The sequence below is a fragment of the Streptomyces sp. NRRL S-31 genome, from assembly GCF_000718775.1.
Classification (GTDB): domain Bacteria; phylum Actinomycetota; class Actinomycetes; order Streptomycetales; family Streptomycetaceae; genus Streptomyces.
In genome coordinates this window covers 1-19937 of record NZ_JOCB01000080.1, presented here as the reverse complement: position 1 = coordinate 19937, position 19937 = coordinate 1, and the positions used below count along the sequence as shown (strand labels likewise).

The 19937-nt window shown below is 74.9% G+C and carries 18 protein-coding genes and 2 pseudogenes; 17 read left to right on the top strand and 3 right to left on the bottom strand.

The genetic code is table 11. The features are described from left to right. Positions 1-124 precede the first annotated feature (124 nt). The 9 genes from IF37_RS0127785 (at position 125) to IF37_RS0127745 (ending at position 8153) form a co-directional block, all read left to right on the top strand. On the top strand, positions 125-982 hold the full coding sequence (locus IF37_RS0127785; RefSeq protein WP_030748205.1) for an SAM-dependent methyltransferase: 858 nt from the start codon (positions 125-127) through the stop codon (positions 980-982). Position 983: 1 nt separating this feature from the next. Continuing rightward, positions 984-2432 (top strand): NAD(P)/FAD-dependent oxidoreductase, encoded by a 1449-nt coding sequence (locus tag IF37_RS0127780; RefSeq protein ID WP_030748202.1) that lies wholly within the window; start codon positions 984-986, stop codon positions 2430-2432. Continuing rightward, entirely contained in the window at positions 2429-3577 is a 1149-nt protein-coding gene (locus IF37_RS0127775; protein ID WP_052845395.1) for a hypothetical protein, read from the top strand. The genes IF37_RS0127780 and IF37_RS0127775 overlap by 4 nt, the downstream gene beginning before the upstream one ends. Beyond that, positions 3574-4314 carry a DUF6182 family protein gene (locus tag IF37_RS0127770; protein WP_030748196.1) on the top strand — a complete coding sequence of 247 codons (741 nt, stop codon included), beginning with the start codon at positions 3574-3576 and terminating at the stop codon, positions 4312-4314. Before IF37_RS0127775 ends, IF37_RS0127770 begins: the two co-directional genes overlap by 4 nt. Before the next feature lie 161 nt (positions 4315-4475). Further along, positions 4476-5114 (top strand): LysR substrate-binding domain-containing protein, encoded by a 639-nt coding sequence (locus IF37_RS0127765; RefSeq protein WP_037857167.1) that lies wholly within the window; start codon positions 4476-4478, stop codon positions 5112-5114. Beyond that, positions 5111-5875 (top strand): alpha/beta fold hydrolase, encoded by a 765-nt coding sequence (locus tag IF37_RS0127760; RefSeq protein WP_030748191.1) that lies wholly within the window; start codon positions 5111-5113, stop codon positions 5873-5875. The genes IF37_RS0127765 and IF37_RS0127760 overlap by 4 nt, the downstream gene beginning before the upstream one ends. Continuing rightward, a complete protein-coding gene (locus IF37_RS0127755) occupies positions 5869-6708 on the top strand; it encodes a class I SAM-dependent methyltransferase (protein WP_030748188.1) in 840 nt (279 codons plus the stop codon). Before IF37_RS0127760 ends, IF37_RS0127755 begins: the two co-directional genes overlap by 7 nt. A 173-nt stretch (positions 6709-6881) precedes the next feature. Continuing rightward, positions 6882-7820 (top strand): adenosine kinase, encoded by a 939-nt coding sequence (locus IF37_RS0127750; protein WP_030748185.1) that lies wholly within the window; start codon positions 6882-6884, stop codon positions 7818-7820. Between the two features lie 105 nt (positions 7821-7925). Next, positions 7926-8153 carry a DUF5133 domain-containing protein gene (locus tag IF37_RS0127745; RefSeq protein WP_030748182.1) on the top strand — a complete coding sequence of 76 codons (228 nt, stop codon included), beginning with the start codon at positions 7926-7928 and terminating at the stop codon, positions 8151-8153. Between the two features lie 129 nt (positions 8154-8282). Here IF37_RS0127745 and IF37_RS0127740 read toward each other — a convergent pair whose 3' ends face one another. Next, positions 8283-8795: an SPW repeat protein gene (locus IF37_RS0127740; protein WP_253915866.1), complete on the bottom strand. Its 513-nt coding sequence runs from the start codon at positions 8793-8795 to the stop codon at positions 8283-8285. 106 nt (positions 8796-8901) lie between these two features. Here IF37_RS0127740 and IF37_RS0127735 point away from each other — a divergent pair, with 106 nt between their 5' ends. The 7 genes and pseudogenes from IF37_RS0127735 to ggt all read left to right on the top strand — a co-directional run bounded on the left by IF37_RS0127735 (position 8902) and on the right by ggt (position 15967). Then, positions 8902-9783 (top strand): Rieske 2Fe-2S domain-containing protein, encoded by an 882-nt coding sequence (locus tag IF37_RS0127735; RefSeq protein WP_030748176.1) that lies wholly within the window; start codon positions 8902-8904, stop codon positions 9781-9783. A 105-nt stretch (positions 9784-9888) separates the two neighbouring features. Beyond that, positions 9889-11211, top strand: coding sequence for a 4-carboxymuconolactone decarboxylase (gene pcaC / locus IF37_RS0127730; RefSeq protein ID WP_030748173.1), 1323 nt, complete (start codon positions 9889-9891; stop codon positions 11209-11211). Between the two features lie 38 nt (positions 11212-11249). Then, entirely contained in the window at positions 11250-11885 is a 636-nt protein-coding gene (locus IF37_RS0127725; protein ID WP_030748170.1) for an MBL fold metallo-hydrolase, read from the top strand. Between the two features lie 35 nt (positions 11886-11920). After that, positions 11921-12700 (top strand): exodeoxyribonuclease III, encoded by a 780-nt coding sequence (locus IF37_RS0127720; protein ID WP_030748167.1) that lies wholly within the window; start codon positions 11921-11923, stop codon positions 12698-12700. Positions 12701-12715: 15 nt separating this feature from the next. Next, positions 12716-13171, top strand: coding sequence for a DUF6278 family protein (locus IF37_RS0127715; protein ID WP_030748165.1), 456 nt, complete (start codon positions 12716-12718; stop codon positions 13169-13171). Positions 13172-13403: 232 nt separating this feature from the next. Further along, positions 13404-13826, top strand: a pseudogene (locus IF37_RS0127710) (amino acid ABC transporter permease); the annotation flags it as partial. Between the two features lie 323 nt (positions 13827-14149). Continuing rightward, a complete protein-coding gene (ggt, locus tag IF37_RS0127700; RefSeq protein WP_030748159.1) occupies positions 14150-15967 on the top strand; it encodes a gamma-glutamyltransferase in 1818 nt (605 codons plus the stop codon). On the opposite strand, the gene IF37_RS0127695 is transcribed toward ggt, so the two are convergent. Both IF37_RS0127695 and map read right to left on the bottom strand, forming a co-directional pair. Beyond that, the gene (locus IF37_RS0127695) at positions 15958-18498 is read right to left on the bottom strand and encodes an ATP-dependent Clp protease ATP-binding subunit (RefSeq protein WP_030748156.1); all 2541 of its coding nucleotides are present in this window, start codon (positions 18496-18498) and stop codon (positions 15958-15960) included. The genes ggt and IF37_RS0127695 overlap by 10 nt on opposite strands. A 301-nt stretch (positions 18499-18799) precedes the next feature. After that, a pseudogene (gene map / locus IF37_RS39760) lies at positions 18800-19468 on the bottom strand (type I methionyl aminopeptidase); the annotation flags it as partial. A gap of 58 nt (positions 19469-19526) precedes the next feature. Between map and IF37_RS0127685 the strand changes: the two are divergent. Next, a complete protein-coding gene (locus IF37_RS0127685) occupies positions 19527-19778 on the top strand; it encodes a helix-turn-helix domain-containing protein (protein ID WP_030748153.1) in 252 nt (83 codons plus the stop codon). Positions 19779-19937: the final 159 nt, after the last annotated feature.

The following is a 19937-nucleotide window of genomic DNA, read 5'->3' as shown; positions in this document are numbered from 1 at the left end:
CCCTGTACCCGCAAGGTCGCCCCGCCCCGCCCGGCCCGCAGCCCCGCCGGCTCAGGCCCCGCCCCGGCCGGCGTACCCCACCGCCACACCACCCCACCACCGCACCGTGAAGGAAGAGGGACCCATGACCCCGCAGCTGGACGCCGTCGAACGGACCGCGCTGCTGACCGCCGCCCTGCGGGCGGCCGAGACCCGGCGCCCGGACCACCTCTACGAGGACCCGTACGCCGAGCGGCTCGCCGGTGAGATCGGGCCGGACCTGCTCGCCGAGGTCCGGGCGGCCACCTTCCCGCCCGGACGCGAGCGCACCCTGCCCAGCACCCCCGACTACAACGCCATCCGCACCCGGTTCTTCGACGACTTCCTCCAGCGGGCCGCCCAGGACCCCGGCACCACCCAGATCGTGCTGGCCCCCGCCGGCATGGACTCGCGGGCCTACCGCCTCGACTGGCCCGAGCGCCTCCGCTGGTTCGAGGTCGACCGCCCGGCCGTCCTCGCCCACAAGGACGCGAGCCTCGCCGGCGTCGAGCCCCGCGTCCGCCACCACCGGGTGGCCGTCGACCTCACCGTCCCCGACTGGCCGGACCGGCTGCGCGAAGCCGGTTACGACCCCACCGTCCCCTCCACCTGGCTCCTCGAAGGACTCCTCTACTACATCCCGGAGCCCGACACCCATCGCATCCTGAAGCAGGTCGCCGAGATCTCCGCCCCGGGCAGCCGGATCGCCGCCGACATCGTCAACGCCGCCGCGCTGACCCTGCCCGGCATGCGCGGACTGCTCGACGTGTTCGCGGGCTGGGGCTGCCCTTGGCTGTTCGGCAGCGACGAACCCGAGGCGCTCTTCGACGCGTACGGCTTCACCGTGCGGGCCACCCAGCCCGGCGAGGAGGGAGCCGACTACGGCCGGTGGCCCGACCCGGTGCCGCCGCGCTCCGAACGCGACGTACGGCGCGTGTTCTTCGTACACGGCAGGCGTCGCTGACATGGCGACCGCAGTCGTCGCCGGGGCCGGCGTCGCCGGACTCGCCGCCGCCCTCGCGCTCAGCCGCCTCGGCCTCACCGTCCTGGTCCTCGACCGCGCCCCCGCCCCGCCCGAAGGCCCGCTCGGCGAGGCGGTCGACCGCTGGCGGCACCGCCCCACCGTGCCGCAGGCCCACCACTCGCACACGCTCACCTCACTGGGCGTCCGCGTCCTGCGCACCCACGCCCCCCGTGTTCTCGCCGACGCCCGGGCGGCCGGCGCCCCGCTGCTCCGCCTGACCGACGCCCTGCCCGGGTCCGACCGCGCGCCGGAGCCCGGCGACGAGGAGCTGGTCGGCCTCGGCTGCCGCCGCGCCACCCTGGAACTCCTGCTCCACCGCGCGGTCCGCGACCGGCCCGGTGTCACCGTCCGGCACGGCACCACGGTCGGCGCCCTGGAACTGGACCGGCGCGCACCCCGGGTCCGCGCCGTCGTCACCACCGGCGGCGAGCGCGTGCCCGCGGACCTCGTCCTGGACGCCACGGGCCGCCGCGCCCAGGCCCGGGCCTGGCTGGACCACGCCGGCGTACCCGTCGCCCGGGACCTGACCAGCCCGTCCGGACTGGCCGGCCACACCCGCTTCTACCGGCTGCGCACCGCCACCCGGCCCGGCCCGCTCAACCGCGGCAACGCGGCCGGCGACATCTTCGCCCACTACGCGGGCGTGCTGCACCTCGGTGACCGCGACACCTTCTCCATCGCCCTGTGCACGCTGCCCGGCGACCGCGCCCTGGCGCCGCTGCGCACCCCGGCCGGCTTCACCGCCGCCGCCCGCGCCACCCCCCACCTCGCGCCCTGGCTCGACGACGCCGTCAGCACGCCCGCCTCCCCGGTCCGGGCGATCACCAGCCCGGCCAACGTGCTGCGCGGGGTGGCCGGGCCGCTCCAGCAGCCGGTGGCCGGCCTCTTCTCCGTCGGCGACGCGGCCTGCGTCACCAACCCGCTGTTCGGCCGCGGCATCTCCCTCGCCCTCGAGCACGCCTTCCGCCTGGCCGATCTGATCGCCCGCATGCCCGACATCACCGTCGGACAGCGCCGGGCCGCCGCCGGCCTGACGGACGAACTGTGCCGCCCCTGGTACGAGCACGCCGAGGCCGCCGACCGGACGCGCATCGCCCGCTGGCGGGCCGCCGCCGAGGACACCGAGCCGCCCGCCACCGCCCCCGCGCCCGCCCCGGACGGCCCGCCCACCGCCGAGGGGATCGGCGCCGCGGCCCGCACCGACCCCGTCGTGTGGCGGCGGCTGACCCGCATGCTGATGTCGCTCACCACCCCCGCCGAACTGCTCGGCGACCCCGACTTCCTGGAACGGGTCCGCCGGGCCCCCGCCCCGGCCGCGCCGCACCCGGCCGGACCCGGCCGCGCCGAGCTGGTCCGGTGCGTGACGGCGGCGGAAGGAGCCCCCGTATGACGGCGCTCGCCGCCGAGACCGCGGCACCGCACACGGAGCCGGACACCGCCCGCCGCGTCCTGCTCGCCCCGATCACCGTCACCCCCTCCAAGCCCCTCACCCCCAGCCACCTCAAGGGGCTGCTGTGGACGGACGTGATGCACCGGGCCACGCGCCCCCTGGCCGAGGTCACCCACCGGTGCAGCCATACCACCTACCACCCCACCGAACAGACCCTGGGATTCTGGGAGTTCCTCGACCGCATCGAGGGCGACACCGACTACGACGACCTCACGGAAGAGGACATCGGCGCCCTGTACGTCGCCTTCCGCGCCGCCCCGCGCCCCCCGGCCCGCGACCTCAGGCCGTACGCGGAGGCGGTCGAGCACGGCTGGGTGCACCCGGCGAGCACGCGCGTGCTGACCCTGTGGAGCGGGCACTACGCCCGCCTCGGCCTGCACGACCCCGGGCTGCTGCGGCACCAGCCGCCGGGTCTGGACCTGGACACCGCGCTCGACCGGCTCGCCGGCCTCGGCATGTGCCTGGACCAACGAGCCGTGGGCGGCCCCGTCTTCCTCGACCTGACCCGGCACGGGCTGCCGCTGCGCCGCCTGGTCACCGCCGACGGGCGGCCCAACTACCTCGCCTGCGCCCTGCGCGAACTGCTGCCGCTCGCACCGGACTTCGACGAGGTCGTCCTCCTCTACGACACCGAACTCGACGCCGACTACCAGCTGTTGTCGCGGGTCCTGACCGCACTCGGCCCCCGCGTCCGCCGGGTGCCCGTCGGCCGGGTGCCCATCGACGGACGCATCCGCTCCGCCCGGCAGGGCGGCTGGCAGGACGTGCACGCCGGGGCGCTGCTGGACGCCGCCGCCGGCCACGACCCGGCCGTCGTACGCCTCGGCATGCGGCTGTACTTCATCGCAGTCCTCGGACCGGGGCAGCAGCAGTCGTTCCGGTCCGACCTGCTCGCCCAGAGCCTCAAGCGGGCCGAACGCCTGCTGGCGGCGGCCGGCGACCAGTGGCCCGAGCCGCTCTCCGCCCGCCTCGCCCGCCACCGCAAGGACCACACGTACGTCGACCCGTACCGGCTCACCTCCGGCCTGCTCGGCAGACGCCGGGCCGCGCCGGGGCTCGACCTCCTGACCTCGGTGTTCCTATGACCCGGACCCAGCAGCTCCTGCTCGAGCACACCGCCGGCCGCATCCGGGCCGCCCGCCCGGACCTCGCCGCCCGGCACGACCTGGCCACCCACGACGGTCTCCTCGCCGCCCACCGTCACGTCGCCGGGGACGCGGGCGCCGACGAGGACGGCCGGACCCTGGCCGCGGTGGTGGTCCGGGACGTCGACCTCATCCGCTGGGTGCGCGACACCTGCGTCTTCGCCCTCGGGGTGCCGTCCGGGCGGGCGTCCGCCTGGCGCACCTGCTTCACCCGCACGGTCTTCCTGGCCGGGAACCCGGAGCACCTGCGCGACCGGTTCGCCTTCGCGCACATCGCCGGGGACGGCTCCGCCGCCTGGACCGCGCCCGGCCCCGCCGCCGGTACCGCGACCCTGCGCAGACTGCTGAAGCTGTTCGACGCCCCGGCCGAGGTCACGCCCGGCCCCGCCCGGCACGTCACCGTCCCCGGCGAACCGCCGCCGGGGCGCGTGCCCGTCGCCCGCGGCCTGCACCTCGCCACGGCCGGACGCACGGTCGCCGACGCGCTGGTCGACCTCAACCACGTCGTCACCGAAGCCGTGCTGGACGGTCTCGTCGCGCCGGGGGACCGGCTCATCCTCCACCGGGTGCCGCGCCTCACCGCCCTGCCCGGGCACGTCACCCGGGTGCGCGCCGTCCCCGACCCCCGTCTGCCCGGCCGGCTCACCGCCACCGCCGCACTGACCGACCACCACTAGCCGGCCACCACCGACAGACCACCAGGGACCGGGCGCCACCGACAGGTCCCCAGGAACCGACCGTCACGGACCGACCGTCACGGACCGATCGTCACCCACCGCCACCGACCGATCGTCACCGACCGTTCATCACCCACCCAGGAAGCCCGAGGAAGCCCGCCATGTCCGCAGCATCCCAGACCGTCACCGACAGCCGGATCGTCCGGCTCGGCTACCACGGCTCCACCTCCGTGGCGTCCGACGTCATCCGGCTCGCCGGCCGGGACGAGGCCGAGACGATCCTGTCCGAGTACGACATCGCCGAGCCGTTCGAGGCCGTGCGCTCCGGCCGGCAGGACGTGATGATCGCCAAGTTCGCCGTCCGGGAACCCGACCTCGCCACCACCCGCACCCTGACCGAGGACGCCCGTGCCGTCGTCGTCGCGGCCTGCCATCCGCTCGCCGCCCACGACAGCGTCTCCGTGGAGGACGTCGCCGCCTACGACTGCTTCGACCGGCCCGGCGACTTCCCGCCCTACATCTGGGACGAGGTGGTCCCGCCGCACACCCCCGCCGGGCGCCCCCTGAACCGCCGGCACCGGGTCGCGGTCGTCCCCGAGATGATGCGCCTCGTGGCCACCGGCGCGGGCGTGCACCTGACGGTCCTCTCCCTCGCCGACGTCGCCCCGGCCGGCGTACGGGTCGTACCCGTGCACGACCTGCCACCCGCCCCGGTCACCCTCGCCTGGCCGCGCGAACGGGAACTGCCCGAGCACGTCCGGGACTTCATCGCCGCGGCGGAGAAGGAGGCCGGCCGGTGAGCGCCGTCCCCGTCGTCCTGCTGCACGCGCTCTCCCTGCACGCCGGCATGTGGCGGGAGCCCGCCGACGCGCTGCGCGCCCAGGGCCACCAGGTGCTCGCCGTGGACCAGCGGGGCTTCGGCACCGCCCCCCTCGGCAGCGACGCGCCCTCACTCGACACCGTCGCCGACGACCTGGCCCGCACCCTGGACCGGCACGGCACCGACCGGGCCGTGCTGGTGGGTTCCTCCATGGGCGGCTACACGGCCATGGCGTTCCTGCGCCGCCACCCCGACCGGGTCGCCGGCCTCGCCCTGCTCGCCGCCCGCGCCACCGCCGACAGCCCCGAGGCCACCGCCCAGCGGCACCGGTTCGCCGACCTCGTCCGGCAGGACGAACCCCGGCGGCAGTTGCTGGCGCGGACCACACCCCTGCTGGTGGGCGCCACCACCCGGGCCCGCCGCCCCGAGGTGCTGGCCCGCGTCCGCGCCGACGTCGAGGCGGCCGACCCCGCCGCGCTGGCCTGGGCGCAGCGGGCGATCGCGGCCCGCCCCGACTCCACCGACGTGCTGCGCGCCACCCCGGTACCCGCCCTCGTCATCGCGGGCGAGGAGGACGAACTGGTCACCGCCGCCGAGGCCGAGCAGGTCGCCGCCGCCCTGCCCGGCGGGCGCCTGGTGACCGTGCCCGGCGCCGGTCACCTGCCGCCCGTGGAGACCCCCGAGGCCGTCACCGGCGCCCTGCACGCCTTCCTCGGCGAGATCGGAGCGCCCGCATGGTGACCCGCGACCACCAGGAGTGGGGCTACACGACCTCCACCGGGCTCGGCTTCACCCACCACACCGTCGTCGACACCCACTTCCGCGCCTGCCGGGACACCTACCTGAGCCTGCTGGGCGAGGCCGGACTGCCGTCCGGCGGGCACGTCCTCGACGCGGGCTGCGGGTCCGGCGACTATCTGCCGTACCTCGCCGGCATCGTGGGACCGGGCGGCCGGATCACCGCCGTCGACCTCGCCGAGGAGAACGCGGCGCTCGCCGCCGACCGGGCCGGCGCCTGGCGGCTGCCCTGCCCGGTGGACGTCCGCCGGGCCGACCTGCTCGCGCTGCCCTACCTCGACGACACCTTCGACGCCGCGTGGTGCGCCAACACCACGCAGTACCTGGACGACGACCAGCTCGCCGCCGCCCTGGCCGAGCTGCGGCGCGTGGTGCGCCCCGGCGGCGTCGTCGCCGTCAAGGACCTGGACGCCCACCTGATCACCGCGCGGCCCGGCGACCCGTACCTGTTCGGCGACTTCTTCCGCGCCGCCGGTGCCGCGCCCGGCTACGCCCGGCAACTGCTGCGCAGCCGCGAGCTGTACCGCCACCTGAGGAAGGCCGGACTCGGCGGGGTGCGCCAGCGCACCGTCCTCATCGAGCACCACGCGCCGCTGCCGGACGCGGCCCGGGAGTTCTACGCGGTGGCCTGCGCGCAGATCGCCGGGCAGGCCCTCGCCCTGGGCCAGAGCGACGCCTGGCGGCGGTTCGCCGACCCCGCCGGCCCCGGTCACCCGCTCGACGACCCCGACGCCTACATCAGCGAGGGCAACGTCCTCGCCGTCGGCACCGTATGACGTCCGGCTGTAAGCCCGGGCGCGGGAGGCGGGGCCCGGACCGGCCGGGCCCCGCCGGGCGGTCCGGCGGGGCCCGCCGCTGTCAGAAGTTGCCGTAATTTTCAGCAACTTCTTGCCGCAGCTGTCGGCGTGCTGGTTGACTCGGCGGGTCACGACGGCCCGAGAGGAACCCGATGACCACCGACACCGACGTCCTGGTCCTGGGCGGCGCCGGGGTGGACACGATCGTCCACGTCCCCGAACTGCCGCTCCCCTTCGCCGACAGCTACCTGATCCGCCCCGGCATCACCACCCGCGCCGGACAGAGCGGGGACTTCGTCACGCTCGGCCTCGCCGCCCTGGGGCTGCGCACCCACCACCTCGACATGCTCGGCGACGACCACGAGGGAGACCTGGTCCGCGGCCTCCACCGCGACCACGGCATCCCGTTCACCGCGGTCCCGCAGCCCGCCGGCACCAAGCGCGCGGTCAACCTCGTCGGCCCCGACGGGCGGCGGCTCTCCCTCTACGACGACACCCGCTCCGAGCCGTCGGACCGGCTGCCCGAGGACACGGTCCGCGCGCTCGCCGCCGCCAGCCGGCACGCGCACGTCGTGATCACCCACCCCTGCGCGCAGGCGCTGCCCCTGCTCCGCGAGACCGGTGTCACCCTCTCCACCGACCTGCACGACTGGGACGGCGCCAACCCGTACCACGAGCCGTTCGCGCTGGCGGCGGACCTCGTCTTCCTGTCCACCACCGCCCTGGCCGACCCCGGGCGCACCATGCGTGACATCGCCGCCCGCGGCCGGGCCCGGATCGTCGTGGCCACCGCCGGCGCCGAGGGCGCCCACCTGCTGGCGGACGGCGAGCTGACGCACGTACCGGCCCTCACCCCGCCCGCCCCGGTGGTGGACTCCAACGGCGCGGGCGACGCCTTCGCCGCCGCCTTCCTGCTCGGCTGGCTGAACGGCGAGGACCCGCTGCGCTGCGCCCGGTACGGCGCGATCGCCGGAGCCCACGCCTGCACGGTCCCCTCGACCCGGGTGGACGCCATCACCCGGTCCCGGCTCCTGGCCCGCGCGACCGAGCTGGAGTTCACCGCCGCCGGACCGTCCGCGACCGGGGAATGACGAGGGGAACGAAGAGGAACGGCGGCCGGGGAATGACGGCCGGGCCCCGGGGCAGAAGGGCCGGTGTATCGGCCAAGTGAGTGACGCGCACCAGGGAGGCTCTCGATGCTCATGGCACACCCGGCGGTACTGACGAACCTCGTCGAGGAGTACCGGGCACTGCGGGTCCTGCACGCCGAGAAGGGCAGCCCCGAGGTGCGCCGGCGGATGGACGACCTCGCCCGTACGCTCTGCGTGGCGACCGGCACCGGCGACGTCGACGCCGCTCTGGTCGCCGCCCGCCACCGGCTGCCCGGAGCCCGCCCGCAGGACGACTCCGTCCTCACCGCCTGACCGTGCCGCCCGGCACCGGCGGGGCCTGCCGAGGCGGGCCGGGACACGCGGTGTGCGTGTCCCGGCCGACGCCCGGGTCCCGGCCGGGACGTGCCGCGTGCGGCCCGCGGGGCGGGCCGCACGACGGCGTCAGCCGCGGCCGGGCGGGTAGGACGCCGACGTGCCGGTGCCGGTGCCGGTCCCGGTCCGGGTGTGGGCGCGGGACGATTCGGCCGCCCGGGCGGCAGCGCTGGCGGCCAGGGCCAGCAGGAGGGCCAGCACACCGGTGATGACGTTGTTGATGATCGTCTTCGTCGTGCTGACGTTCCCCGCGACCACCCAGGGTGCGATCACGGCCCACACGCCCAGGGCGCAGCACGCCCACGCCATGCTGTGGGTGCGTTCGTAGGCCCGGCCGAAGCCGCCGCTCATCAGGACCGCGTAGGCGATGCCGGTGAGCAGGTTGGTGACGGCCAGCGTCGACAGGTTGTTGAAGCCCGTGATCCACGGCGATGCCGCGAGGTACAGACCGGTGAGCAGCGCCAGGGTCTCGATGGCCTGGCCCTGGGGCGTGCTGGTGGCGCGCTCGGCCATCTCGTGCCGAAGCCGCATGTCGACGATGTCGGGATGCGTTTCGATGGACGGCCTGGGAGAAGTTGTCATTGTCTTCACCTTCGCAGGGCGATGTACGTCCGGTCTTCGGCGAGTACCCGTATCAGGAGTCACAACCGGCTCGTTTGTCACGGGAACCGGCGGGGACCCGGCGCGCATGAGCGCAACGCCTCACCGCCGCGCGCGGCGGAACCGGATGCCGGTACTGCTGGACGCGCTGGAAAGGAACCCCCGGGCCGACCCGGTGATCGACGCCGTCGGCGGGGCGGTACGGGCCCTGCCCCTCGGACCCGGCCGCGACGTGCTGCACGGCAGGTGGCTGGGGCACCCGGTGCACCCGCTGATGGTGCAGGTCCCGATCGGCACCTGGCTGTCCGCCGCGGTCCTCGACCTGTGGCCCGGGCGCTCCCGGGAGGCAGGCGTGCTGGTGGGCGTCGGCATGGCGGCGGCCGCGCCCGCCGCGCTCGCGGGCGCCGTCGACTGGGCGGAACTCCGCCGTGAGCAGCTGCGCGTCGGCCTGGTCCACGCCCTCGCCAACGTGGCGGCCCTCGGCCTGTACGGCACGTCGCTGGTCTGCCGCGTCAAGGGCCGCACCAAGGCGGGCCGCGCCTACGGCTTCCTGGGCCTGACCGCGGTCGGCGTCGGCGGCATGCTGGGCGGACACCTGGCCTACCGTCAGGCGGCCGGCGCCAACCACGCCGAGGAGGTCCCGCACGTCGTCCGCGGCATCTGGCACCGGGTCGGCGCGGTGACGGAGTTCCCGGCGGGCGAGCCCGTGCGCCGGGTCGTCGACGACGTACCCGTCCTGGTGTTCCGTGACGCCGACGGGACGGTGCACGCGCTGGCGGACCGGTGCAGCCACCTCGCGGGACCGCTCTCCGAGGGCGCGGTCACCGACGGATGCGTCCAGTGCCCCTGGCACGGCAGCGTCTTCCGGCTCTCCGACGGCTGGAACGTCCGCGGACCCGCCACCGCGCCGCAGCCCGCCTTCGACACCCGGACCGTAGACGGCCACGTCGAGGTGCGCCCGCGAGGGTAGGCGCCGGACGCCCCCCGGGGCACGGGCGGTGCCGGCACGCGCCGGCGGCTGAAACAGGTCGCCCCGCCGTCGGCTCCGGTCGTGAGATGTGCGAGCGTTGAGCGGGTGAGCACGACGACTGCACTCCTGGAATACAGCTTCGACGGGCCGGAAGGCGCCCCGGTCCTGGTCCTCGGACCGTCACTCGGCACGACGCGCCACATGTGGGACCGCCAGGTGCCGGAGCTGGTCAAGCAGTGGCGGGTCTTCCGGTTCGACCTGCCCGGCCACGGCGGCGCCCCCGCGCACCCGTCCGGTTCGGTCGCCGACCTCACCGGACGGCTGCTGGCCACGCTGGACGCGCTCGGCGTGCAGCGCTTCGGCTACGCGGGCTGCGCGCTGGGCGGCGCCGTCGGCATCGAGCTGGCCCTGCGCCACCCCGAGCGGCTCGCCTCGCTCGCGCTGGTCGCGGCCTCGCCCCGGTTCGGCACCGCCGACGAGTTCCGCCAGCGCGGTGTGGTGGTCCGGACGAACGGCCTCGACCCGATCGCCCGGACCGCGCCCGACCGCTGGTTCACCGCCGGGTTCGCCGCCGCGCAGCCCGCGATCACCGAGTGGGCCGTACAGATGGTGCGCACCACCGACCCGGGCTGCTACATCGCCGCCTGCGAGGCCCTCGCCGCCTTCGACGTACGGTCCGAGCTGGGCCGAGTCGGCGTGCCGACGCTGGTCCTGGTCGGCTCCGACGACCAGGTCACCGGCCCCGCCGAGGCCCGCACCCTGGTCGCCGGCATCCCCGACGCCCGGCTCGCGGTCGTCCCCGGCGCCTCCCACCTGGTGCCGGTCGAGCAGCCCGCCGCCGTCACCGACCTGCTCGTCCACCACTTCTCCACCGCCTGGCAGCAGCCCTTCGACACCGGGCAGACCGTGCTGCCGGCCGCGCAGACCGCCGTCCCCGCCGCCCCGGCGGCCCCCGCCCCCGCCGTGCCCGCCCCGGCCGTGCCGCAGCAGGCCGCGCCGGTCGCCGAGATCGCGCCGGCCGCCGCACCGGCACAGCCCGGGGGGCAGCCCGACCGGTACGGCACCGGGCTGAAGATCCGCCGCGACGTGCTCGGCGACGCCCACGTGGACCGGGTGCTGGAGCAGTCCGACGAGTTCTCCGGGGACTTCCAGGAGTTCGTCACCCGCTACGCCTGGGGCGAGATCTGGGACCGGCCGGGCCTGGACCGCCGCACCCGCAGCTGCATCACGCTGACCGCGCTGGTCGCGGGCGGCCACCTGGAGGAGCTGGCCACCCACACCCGGGCCGCCCTGCGCAACGGACTGACCCCGGCCGAGATCGGCGAGGTGCTGCTCCAGGCGGCCGTCTACTGCGGGGTGCCGGCCGCGAACAGCGCGTTCCGGGTGGCCCAGCAGGTCATCCGGGAGGAGACCACGCCCGCCGGGTAGCGCCGCGCACGGCGGGCGCGGGCGGCAGGATGGGAGCCATGAAGCTCACGAAGAAGTCCCACGCCTGCGTCCGCCTCGAGAAGGAGGGGCGGACGCTCGTCATCGACCCGGGCGGTTTCTCCGAGCGGGACGCGGCGGCCGGCGCGGACGCGATCCTGGTCACCCACGAGCACCCGGACCACTTCGACGAGGGGCGGCTGCGCACCGCCCTGGAGGACAATCCGGCCGCCGCGATCTGGACGCTGAAGTCCGTCGCCGACCGGCTCGCGGCGGCCTTCCCGGGCCGCGTGCACACCGTGGGCCACGGCGACGCCTTCACCGCCGCCGGCTTCGACGTGCGGGTCCACGGCGAACTGCACGCCGTGATCCACCCGGACATCCCGCGCATCACCAACGTCGGCTACCTGATCGACGACGGCAGGGTCTTCCACCCCGGGGACGCCCTCACCGTCCCCGGCCACCCCGTGGAGACGCTGCTGCTGCCGGTGATGGCCCCCTGGAACAAGATCTCCGAGGTCATCGACTACGTCCGCGAGGTCCGGCCGCTCAGGGCCTACGACGTCCACGACGCCCTGCTCACCGACCTCGCCCGGCCGATCTACGACAACCAGATCGGCGCCCTGGGCGGCACCGACCACCGGCGGCTGGCACCGGGGGCGTCGGCGGAGGTCTGAGCCCGTTGTCACAGCTTCCGGGTAGGTTGTGGGACATGCGCATCGCCACCTGGAACGTGAACTCGATCACCGCCCGCCTCCCGCGGCTGCTGGCCTGGCTGGAGAGCAGCGGCACCGACGTGCTCTGCCTCCAGGAGGCCAAGGTCGCCGAGGAGCAGTTCCCGTTCGAGCCACTGCGCGAGCTGGGCTACCAGGCGGCGGTCCACGCGACCGGCCGGTGGAACGGCGTGGCGGTGCTCTCCCGGGTCGGCATCGAGGACGTGGTCAAGGGCCTGCCCGGCGACCCCGGTTACGACGGGGTGACCGAGCCGCGCGCCCTCTCGGCGACCTGCGGTCCGGTCCGCGTCTGGTCGGTGTACGTGCCCAACGGCCGCGAGGTCGGCCACCCGCACTACGCGTACAAGCTCCAGTGGTTCGAGGCCCTGAAGGCGGCCGTGCGGGGCGACGCGGGCGGCAGCCGCCCGTTCGCGGTGCTGGGCGACTACAACGTCGCGCCGACGGACGACGACGTCTTCGACCCGGCCGCGTTCGAGGGCTCCACCCACGTCACCCCCGCCGAGCGCGCCGCCCTCGCCGCCCTGCGCGAGACGGGCCTGGACGACGTCGTGCCGCGCCCCCTGAAGTACGACCACCCGTACACCTACTGGGACTACCGCCAGCTGTGCTTCCCGAAGAACCGCGGCATGCGCATCGACCTGGTGTACGGCAACGAGCCGTTCGCCCGGGCCGTCAAGGACGCCTACGTCGACCGCGAGGAGCGCAAGGGCAAGGGCGCCTCCGACCACGCGCCGGTGGTGGTCGACCTCGACGTGTGATGCCACGCTGGGTCCATGCACCTTCCGTTCCTGGGCCCCCGGCACTCCCGGCGGGATGACGACGGGGGAGCCCCCTGGCGAGCGCGCCGGCGGGCGGGGGAGCCGCGTGCCGACCCCGAGGCGGTCGCCGAGCTGCTGTCCGAGTGCGAGCTGCTGCGCTCCTACGCGGACCGGGCGGGCGTCCGCCTCGACGCCACCCCGGCCTCCCTCGACGCCCTGGACCAGCTGGTCCCGCGCTGGCGGGACGACCCCGAGATCCTGCCCGGAGTCGGGCACGACGCCGGACTGTACGTGGGCACGGTCGTGGTGCGCACCGTGCCCGGCGCCGCCTGGCGCATCCGGTCCGACGGCGAACCCGTCGTACGGCTCGCCTCCGGCCGTACGGCCGAGGTGGTGCCGGCCGGGCAGGAGTGGGCCGCGACCGGGGTCCCCGAGCTGTCCCGGCTGTACGCCGAGATCGCCGGGAGCTGATCCGCGGCGGCTCCCGGCCCCGGACCGACGTGCATACGGCTTTCGCCGGACAACTTCGCCACCTACGGCGAGGGTTTCCCCGGCACCCTCGAACTGACCGTATACGCCTCCCTGCTGGCGCGACACCCCGCTCACCCCGCTGTTCTCCGCGGTGCTGCTCGGACTGCCCCGGTTCGGACTGGTGCCGCCCTTCCGGCTGTTCGCGGTCCTCGCCCTCGGCTGCCACCGCGGCCTCGGCGAGGTCTTCCGCTCCGGTGTCGACGTCGTCGAACGCGGCCGGCGGGAGGCCGCGTTCGCGCTCGGCATGCGCAAGACCCAGGTCATGGCGTACGTCCTGGTCCCGCAGTCGGTCGTCATCAGCCGGCTGGTGGCCGCCCTGAAGGACACCTCCCTCCGCTTTCTCATCACCTACGAGGAGTTCCTCCATGCCGGGAAACTCATCGCCTCCAACCTCGACTACGATTTGCCGTTCATCCCCGTGGTGATGGTGATCTCGCCGATCCGCATCGGGATGTGCACGCTGCTCTCGTGGTGCGCCGGCCGGGTGTCCCGCCGTGAGCAGCGCAGCCCCAAGACCGAGGTCGTGGCACCCGCCGCGGCCGGCCCTGGGGCGCTGCTGCCAGGTGGGGAGCCCCCCATGGCCCCGAAACGTTGAGGGGGGCGGCAGTTCACACGGGCCATGCTCGTCCGGCGGCAGCCGGAGATCACTGCTCGCCGAGCGGGACGGACACGCACGACAGGCCGTCCGGGGGCGAGGAGAAGGTCAGCTGCGCGCCGGACGGGTGGTGCTCGGCGCGCGGCGGGCCGGCAGCACGTTCGCGCACGCCACCGTCCCATGACGCCACGCATGCTGACGGACCGGAGGACGGCCACGTACCCGTGTTCGAACCGTGACGTGGTGTGAAGGTGCGTCGGGGCGTACTGTCGATACAGCACCGATCTGGTTACGCTGCGCGGACTGTCCCGACGGAGGTACGCATGGGTCGCCCAGGCAAGCGGAAACTGACGGTTCTGGCGGTCTCGGCCGCCATGGTGTCGGTGGGGGCGGCGGCGCCACCCGCCGCGCAGACGGGCGGTGCGGTCACCAAGGTGCCCGTGGCCGTCGGCTACGGCGGCGCCGTCTCCAGTGTCGACGCGGACGCCTCGGCCGCCGGTATCGAGGTGCTCAGGCGCGGCGGCAACGCGGTCGACGCAGCCGTCGCCACCGCGGCGGCGCTCGGCGTCACCGAGCCGTACTCCGCGGGCATCGGCGGCGGCGGCTACTTCGTCTACTACGACGCCCGGACGCGGACCGTGCACACCATCGACGGCCGCGAGACCGCGCCGCTCGCCGCGGACTCCGACCTGTTCACCGAGAACGGCAAGCCGCTCGCCTTCGCCGACGCCGTCAGCAGCGGTCTGAGCGTCGGCACCCCGGGCACGCCCGCCACCTGGCAGAAGGCGCTGGACGAATGGGGCAGCAAGAGCCTCGGCAGCGTGCTGCGCCCGGCCGAGCGAATAGCCCGCGACGGCTTCACGGTGGACGACACCTTCCGCGCGCAGACCGCGTCCAACGAGACCCGGTTCCGCTACTTCCCCGACACCGCGAAGCTGTTCCTGCCCGGCGGCCGGCTCCCCGTCACCGGCTCCACCCTGAGGAACCCCGAACTCGCCCGCACCTACGAGGAACTGGGCCGCAAGGGCGTCGACGCCGTCTACCGCGGGGACATAGGCGACGACATAGTCGAGGCGGTCGAACACCCGCCCGTGGACCCCGCCGCCGGCTGGAACGCCCGCCCCGGCAAGCTCGCCGAGAAGGACCTGGCCGTCTACCGCGCCAAGCTCCAGGCGCCCACCAGGACGTCCTACCGCGGTCTGGACGTGTACTCCATCGCACCCTCCGCCTCCGGGGGCACCACGGTCGGCGAGGCCCTCAACATCCTGGAGGGGACGGACCTGTCGAAGGCGAGCGAGACGCAGTACCTGCACCACTACATCGAGGCCAGCAGGATCGCCTTCGCCGACCGCGGGCGCTGGGTCGGCGACCCCGCCTTCGAGTCCGTACCGACCAGGCAGCTGCTCTCCCAGCGGTTCGCCGACTCCAGGGCCTGCCTGATCAAGGACGACGCGGTGCTGAGCAGCCCGCTCGCCCCGGGCGACCCGCGCCACCCCGCCGCCTGCGGCAAGGGCGGCACGGCCGCGCCGACGACGTACGAGGGCGAGAACACCACCCACCTGACCGTGGCCGACAAGTGGGGCAACGTCGTCGCCTACACGCTCACCATCGAGCAGACCGGCGGCAGCGGCATCACCGTCCCGGGCCGGGGCTTCCTGCTCAACAACGAGCTGACCGACTTCTCCTTCGCCCCGGCCAACCCCGCCGTCCACGACCCGAACCTGCCGGGCCCCGGCAAGCGCCCCCGCTCCTCCATCTCCCCGACGATCGTCCTGGACCGGCACGGCAAGCCCGTGGTGGCGCTCGGCTCGCCCGGCGGCGCGACCATCATCACCACCGTGCTCCAGACCCTCACCGGCTTCCTCGACCGGCACCTGCCGCTGGTCGACGCGATCGCCGCACCGCGCGCCAGCCAGCGCAACACCGCCCGGACCGAACTGGAACCGGCCCTGTACGACAGCGCGTTGCGCGGCCGGCTGGAGGCCATCGGGCACTCCTTCAGCCTCAATCCCGAGATCGGTGCCGCGACCGGCGTGCAACGCCTGCCGGACGGCCGGTGGCTGGCCGCCGCCGAGAAGGTACGGCGCGGCGGCGGCTCGGCGATGGTGGTGAACCCGGCGCGGCCCGCGTCTCACGGCTGAGGAGGTGCGGGCGGCCGGTCCTCCGCCCCGGTGCGGAAGTCCAGCCGCCCGTCCCGTACGTCCACCGTGACCCGGCCGCCCTCGGCGATCGTGCCGTTCAGCAGCAGCCGGGACAGCTGGTTGTCCACCTCGCGCTGGATGGTGCGGCGCAGCGGCCGGGCGCCGTACTCGGGCTGGTAGCCGCGCTCGGCCAGCCAGTCCACGGCCGCGGTCGTGAACTCGACCGCCACGCCCTGCCCGTCCAGCAGCCGCCGGGTGCCCTCCAGCAACAGGTTGGTGATCCGGCGCAGTTGGTCGCCGGTCAGCTGCCGGAAGACCACGATCTCGTCGATCCGGTTCAGGAACTCCGGCCGGAAGTGCTCGCGCAACGGCCGCAGGATGCGCTCGCGCCGCGCCTCCTCGTCGGCGTCCGCGCCACCCGGCCCGAACCCGATCCCGGCACCGCGCCGGGTGATCGCCTCCGAGCCCAGGTTGCTGGTCATCACGATGACCGTGTTGGTGAAGTCCACCGTGCGGCCCTGCGAGTCGGTGAGCCGGCCGTCGTCCAGGACCTGGAGCAGGATGTTGAAGACGTCCGGGTGGGCCTTCTCCACCTCGTCCAGCAGCAGCAGCGAGTACGGGTGCCGGCGCACCACCTCGGTGAGCTGCCCGGCCTCCTCGTGGCCGACGTACCCGGGCGGGGCGCCCACCAGCCGGGAGACGGTGTGCCGCTCCTGGTACTCGCTCATGTCGAGGCGGACCATGCGGTCCTCGCTGCCGAACAGCGCCTCCGCCAGCGCCCGGGCCAGCTCGGTCTTGCCCACGCCGGTCGGACCGAGGAAGAGGAAGCTGCCGATCGGCCGGTGGGGGCTGGCGAGCCCGGCGCGGGAGCGCAGCACCGCCTCGGACACCACGGCCACGGCCTCCTCCTGGCCGACCACCCGCTGGTGCAGGTGCTCCTCCAGGTGGAGCAGCCGCTCCTTCTCCTCCTGGGTCAGGCTGCTGACCGGGATGCCGGTCTGCCGGGACACCACCTCGGCGATGGCCTCCGCCGTCACCTCCAGCTGTCCCTCGTCGGCCTTCTCGTCGCCGCTGGCCGCCGTGATCCGTTCCTTCAACTCGGCGATCCGGTCGCGCAACTGCTTGGCCTGCTCGTAGTCCTCGTCGGCGACCGCCTGGTCCTTGTCCCGGACCAGCTGCTCGACCTCGCGCTCCATGGCGCGCACGTCCGTGCCCTTCGTCCTGGCACCGAGCCGCACCCGCGCGCCCGCCTGGTCGATCAGGTCGATCGCCTTGTCCGGCAGCCGCCGGTCGGTCAGGTACCGGTCCGACAGCTCGACGGCGGCGACCAGCGCCTCGTCGGTGTACTGGACCTGGTGGTGGGCCTCGTACCGGTCGCGCAGCCCGCGCAGGATCTCGATCGTGTCCTGCACCGTCGGCTCGGGCACCAGGATCGGCTGGAACCGGCGGGCCAGCGCCGCGTCCTTCTCGATCCGGCGGAACTCCTCCAGCGTGGTCGCGCCCACGATGTGCAGCTCGCCCCGGGCGAGGGCGGGCTTGAGGATGTTCCCGGCGTCCAGCGCGCCGCCCTCGCCGCCGGACCCGGCGCCGACGACGGTGTGCAGCTCGTCGATGAACACCACCAGCCGGTCGGAGTGGGCGCGGATCTCCTCCACGATGCTGTTCATCCGCTCCTCGAAGTCGCCCCGGTACCGGGTGCCGGCCACCACCCCGGTCAGGTCCAGCGCGACCACCCGCCGCCCGGCCAGCACGTCCGGCACGTCCCCGTCGGCGATCCGCTGCGCCAGCCCCTCGACGACGGCCGTCTTGCCGACACCCGCGTCACCGATCAGCACCGGGTTGTTCTTGCCGCGCCGCGACAGCACCTCGATGGTCTGCTCGATCTCCGTGTCCCGGCCGATGACCGGGTCGATCCGGCCCTGCCGGGCCAGGTCGGTCAGATCCCGGCCGTACTTGTCCAGGGTCGGGGTGCCGGTGGGCCGCGGCCGCTCCGGGTGGGGCTGTGCGCTCTCCGGCGCCTCGGGCGGCAGGCCGCGCGGCGCGAACCGGGCGGCGTTCAGGATGTGCCCGGCCGCCGAGTCCGGATTCGCGGCCAGCGCGCTCAGCACGTGCTCCGGGCCGATGTACCCGGCTCCGCTCGCCCGCGCCATGTCGTGCGCGTCGAGCAGGGCCCGCTTGACCGCGGGGGTCAGCGACAGCGAGGTCGGCGGCGGCGCCTCGCCCGGCGGGTGCTGCACCGGGCCCGCCCGGTCGTCGATCTCCGACGCCAGCGAGTCCGGGTCCGCGCCCGACCGGCTCAGCAGGCTCCGGGTGGGTTCCGTGGACACGGCCGCGCGCAGCAGGTGCTGGGTGTCCAGATCACGGCTGCCGTGCTCGGCGGCGTACTGGGCCGCTCCTCTGACCAGCTCCCGGGCCGGCTGGCTGAGCAGACGGCCGATGTCGATGTGGCGTGGCGCCCCGCCGACGGCTCCGCCGCCGAAGAAGCGTGCCAGGAATTCACCGAAGGGGTCAGGAGGGTAGCCGTTGGTCATGGCGTGTGTTCCTTCGCTGACGACTGGCTCGGCCGGGTAACCGGGAGGCGGCTGTTCATGCCCACGATGACACGATCCTTTGGGGCGGGCACGTCCGCCCGCCGGGCATGGCACGCCCCGTCCGTCCGTCCGGCGGACGGACGGGGCGGCGGCGATGGGTCGCGAGGCGCGGCGCGCACCACGGCACGGTGCGGCGCGTGGCGCGCGGTGCGCGCCACGGTGCGTGGCGGGGCGGGTGCGTGAGAGGGCGGGCGGTGCGCGCCACGGCGTGCGTGTGGTGCCCGGTGGCGTGGCGCGGCGCTCAGGACGCCGAGCGTGCCGTCAGGATTCGGGGGCCGTCCTCGGTGACGGCCACGGTGTGCTCGACGTGGGCCGCCCGGGAGCCGTCGTCGGTCCGCAGGGTCCAGCCGTCGGCCGCCGCGTGGTAGCCGTCCCGGCCGCCCGCGACCAGCATCGGCTCGATGGCGAGGACCATGCCCGGGCGGAGCGGGAGGCCGCGGCCGGGCCGTCCCTCGTTCGGGACCTCGGGGTCCTCGTGCATACGGCGGCCCACGCCATGGCCGCCGAAGCCGTGCGGGACGCCGTAGCCGGCCGAGCGGCAGACCCGGCCGACGGCGTGCGCGATGTCGCCGACGCGGTGCCCCGGCACGGCCGCCGCGATGCCCGCGGCCAGTGCCCGCTCGGCGGTCTCGATCAGCCTCAGGTCCGCCGGACGGGGGCGGCCCACCACGAAGCTGACCGCCGAGTCGCCGACCCAGCCGTCCAGCTCGGCACCGCAGTCGACGGAGAGCAGGTCGCCGTCGCGGAGCCGGTAACGGGTGGGGACGCCGTGCACGATCGCGTCGTTCACCGAGGCGCAGATCACTGCGGGGAAGGGGGTCGGGGCGAAGGACGGGCGGTATCCGAGGAACGGCGAGGACGCGCCCGCCCCGCGCAGCACCTCCCGGGCCACCTCGTCCAGCTCAAGCAGCTATACCGGTATTTGAATAGGGCGGCGGGTTTCCGGCGCAGGGGGGCAGAATGGGGGCATGGTGCGCACCCCCCTCACTCCCGAAGAGCGCGAGCGCGGCGAGCGGCTCGGACATCTGCTGCGCGCGGCGCGCGGCGGGCGGAGCATGGCCGACGTCGCCGCCGAGGCGGGCGTCTCCGCCGAGACCCTCCGCAAGATCGAGACCGGACGGGCGCCGACGCCGGCGTTCTTCACCGTGGCCGCGCTGGCGGGCGCCCTCGGCCTCTCCATGGACGAACTGGTGACGCGCTGCGCCCTGCTGCCCGTCTGAGGAGAGCGCGCCGCCCCCGCCCGGGCCGCGCCCCGCCCCGCGGACGGCGGGAGCCCGCGGGGCCGCGACGGCGAGGCGGCCCGGGCGGGGGCGGCGCGCTCTCCTCAGACGGGCAGCAGGGCGCAGCGCGTCACCAGTTCGTCCATGGAGAGGCCGAGG

Excerpts from the sequence above, each read along its gene's own strand:
- IF37_RS0127785 (WP_030748205.1), top strand. The coding sequence starts at position 125 with ATGACCCCGCAGCTGGACGCCGTCGAACGGACCGCGCTGCTGACCGCC.
- IF37_RS0127780 (WP_030748202.1), top strand. The coding sequence starts at position 984 with ATGGCGACCGCAGTCGTCGCCGGGGCCGGCGTCGCCGGACTCGCCGCC.
- IF37_RS0127775 (WP_052845395.1), top strand. The coding sequence starts at position 2,429 with ATGACGGCGCTCGCCGCCGAGACCGCGGCACCGCACACGGAGCCGGAC.
- IF37_RS0127770 (WP_030748196.1), top strand. The coding sequence starts at position 3,574 with ATGACCCGGACCCAGCAGCTCCTGCTCGAGCACACCGCCGGCCGCATC.
- IF37_RS0127765 (WP_037857167.1), top strand. The coding sequence starts at position 4,476 with ATGTCCGCAGCATCCCAGACCGTCACCGACAGCCGGATCGTCCGGCTC.
- IF37_RS0127755 (WP_030748188.1), top strand. The coding sequence starts at position 5,869 with ATGGTGACCCGCGACCACCAGGAGTGGGGCTACACGACCTCCACCGGG.
- IF37_RS0127750 (WP_030748185.1), top strand. The coding sequence starts at position 6,882 with ATGACCACCGACACCGACGTCCTGGTCCTGGGCGGCGCCGGGGTGGAC.
- IF37_RS0127745 (WP_030748182.1), top strand. The coding sequence starts at position 7,926 with ATGCTCATGGCACACCCGGCGGTACTGACGAACCTCGTCGAGGAGTAC.
- IF37_RS0127740 (WP_253915866.1), bottom strand. The coding sequence starts at position 8,795 with ATGACAACTTCTCCCAGGCCGTCCATCGAAACGCATCCCGACATCGTC.
- IF37_RS0127735 (WP_030748176.1), top strand. The coding sequence starts at position 8,902 with ATGAGCGCAACGCCTCACCGCCGCGCGCGGCGGAACCGGATGCCGGTA.
- IF37_RS0127725 (WP_030748170.1), top strand. The coding sequence starts at position 11,250 with ATGAAGCTCACGAAGAAGTCCCACGCCTGCGTCCGCCTCGAGAAGGAG.
- IF37_RS0127720 (WP_030748167.1), top strand. The coding sequence starts at position 11,921 with ATGCGCATCGCCACCTGGAACGTGAACTCGATCACCGCCCGCCTCCCG.
- IF37_RS0127715 (WP_030748165.1), top strand. The coding sequence starts at position 12,716 with ATGCACCTTCCGTTCCTGGGCCCCCGGCACTCCCGGCGGGATGACGAC.
- ggt (WP_030748159.1), top strand. The coding sequence starts at position 14,150 with ATGGGTCGCCCAGGCAAGCGGAAACTGACGGTTCTGGCGGTCTCGGCC.
- IF37_RS0127695 (WP_030748156.1), bottom strand. The coding sequence starts at position 18,498 with ATGACCAACGGCTACCCTCCTGACCCCTTCGGTGAATTCCTGGCACGC.
- IF37_RS0127685 (WP_030748153.1), top strand. The coding sequence starts at position 19,527 with ATGGTGCGCACCCCCCTCACTCCCGAAGAGCGCGAGCGCGGCGAGCGG.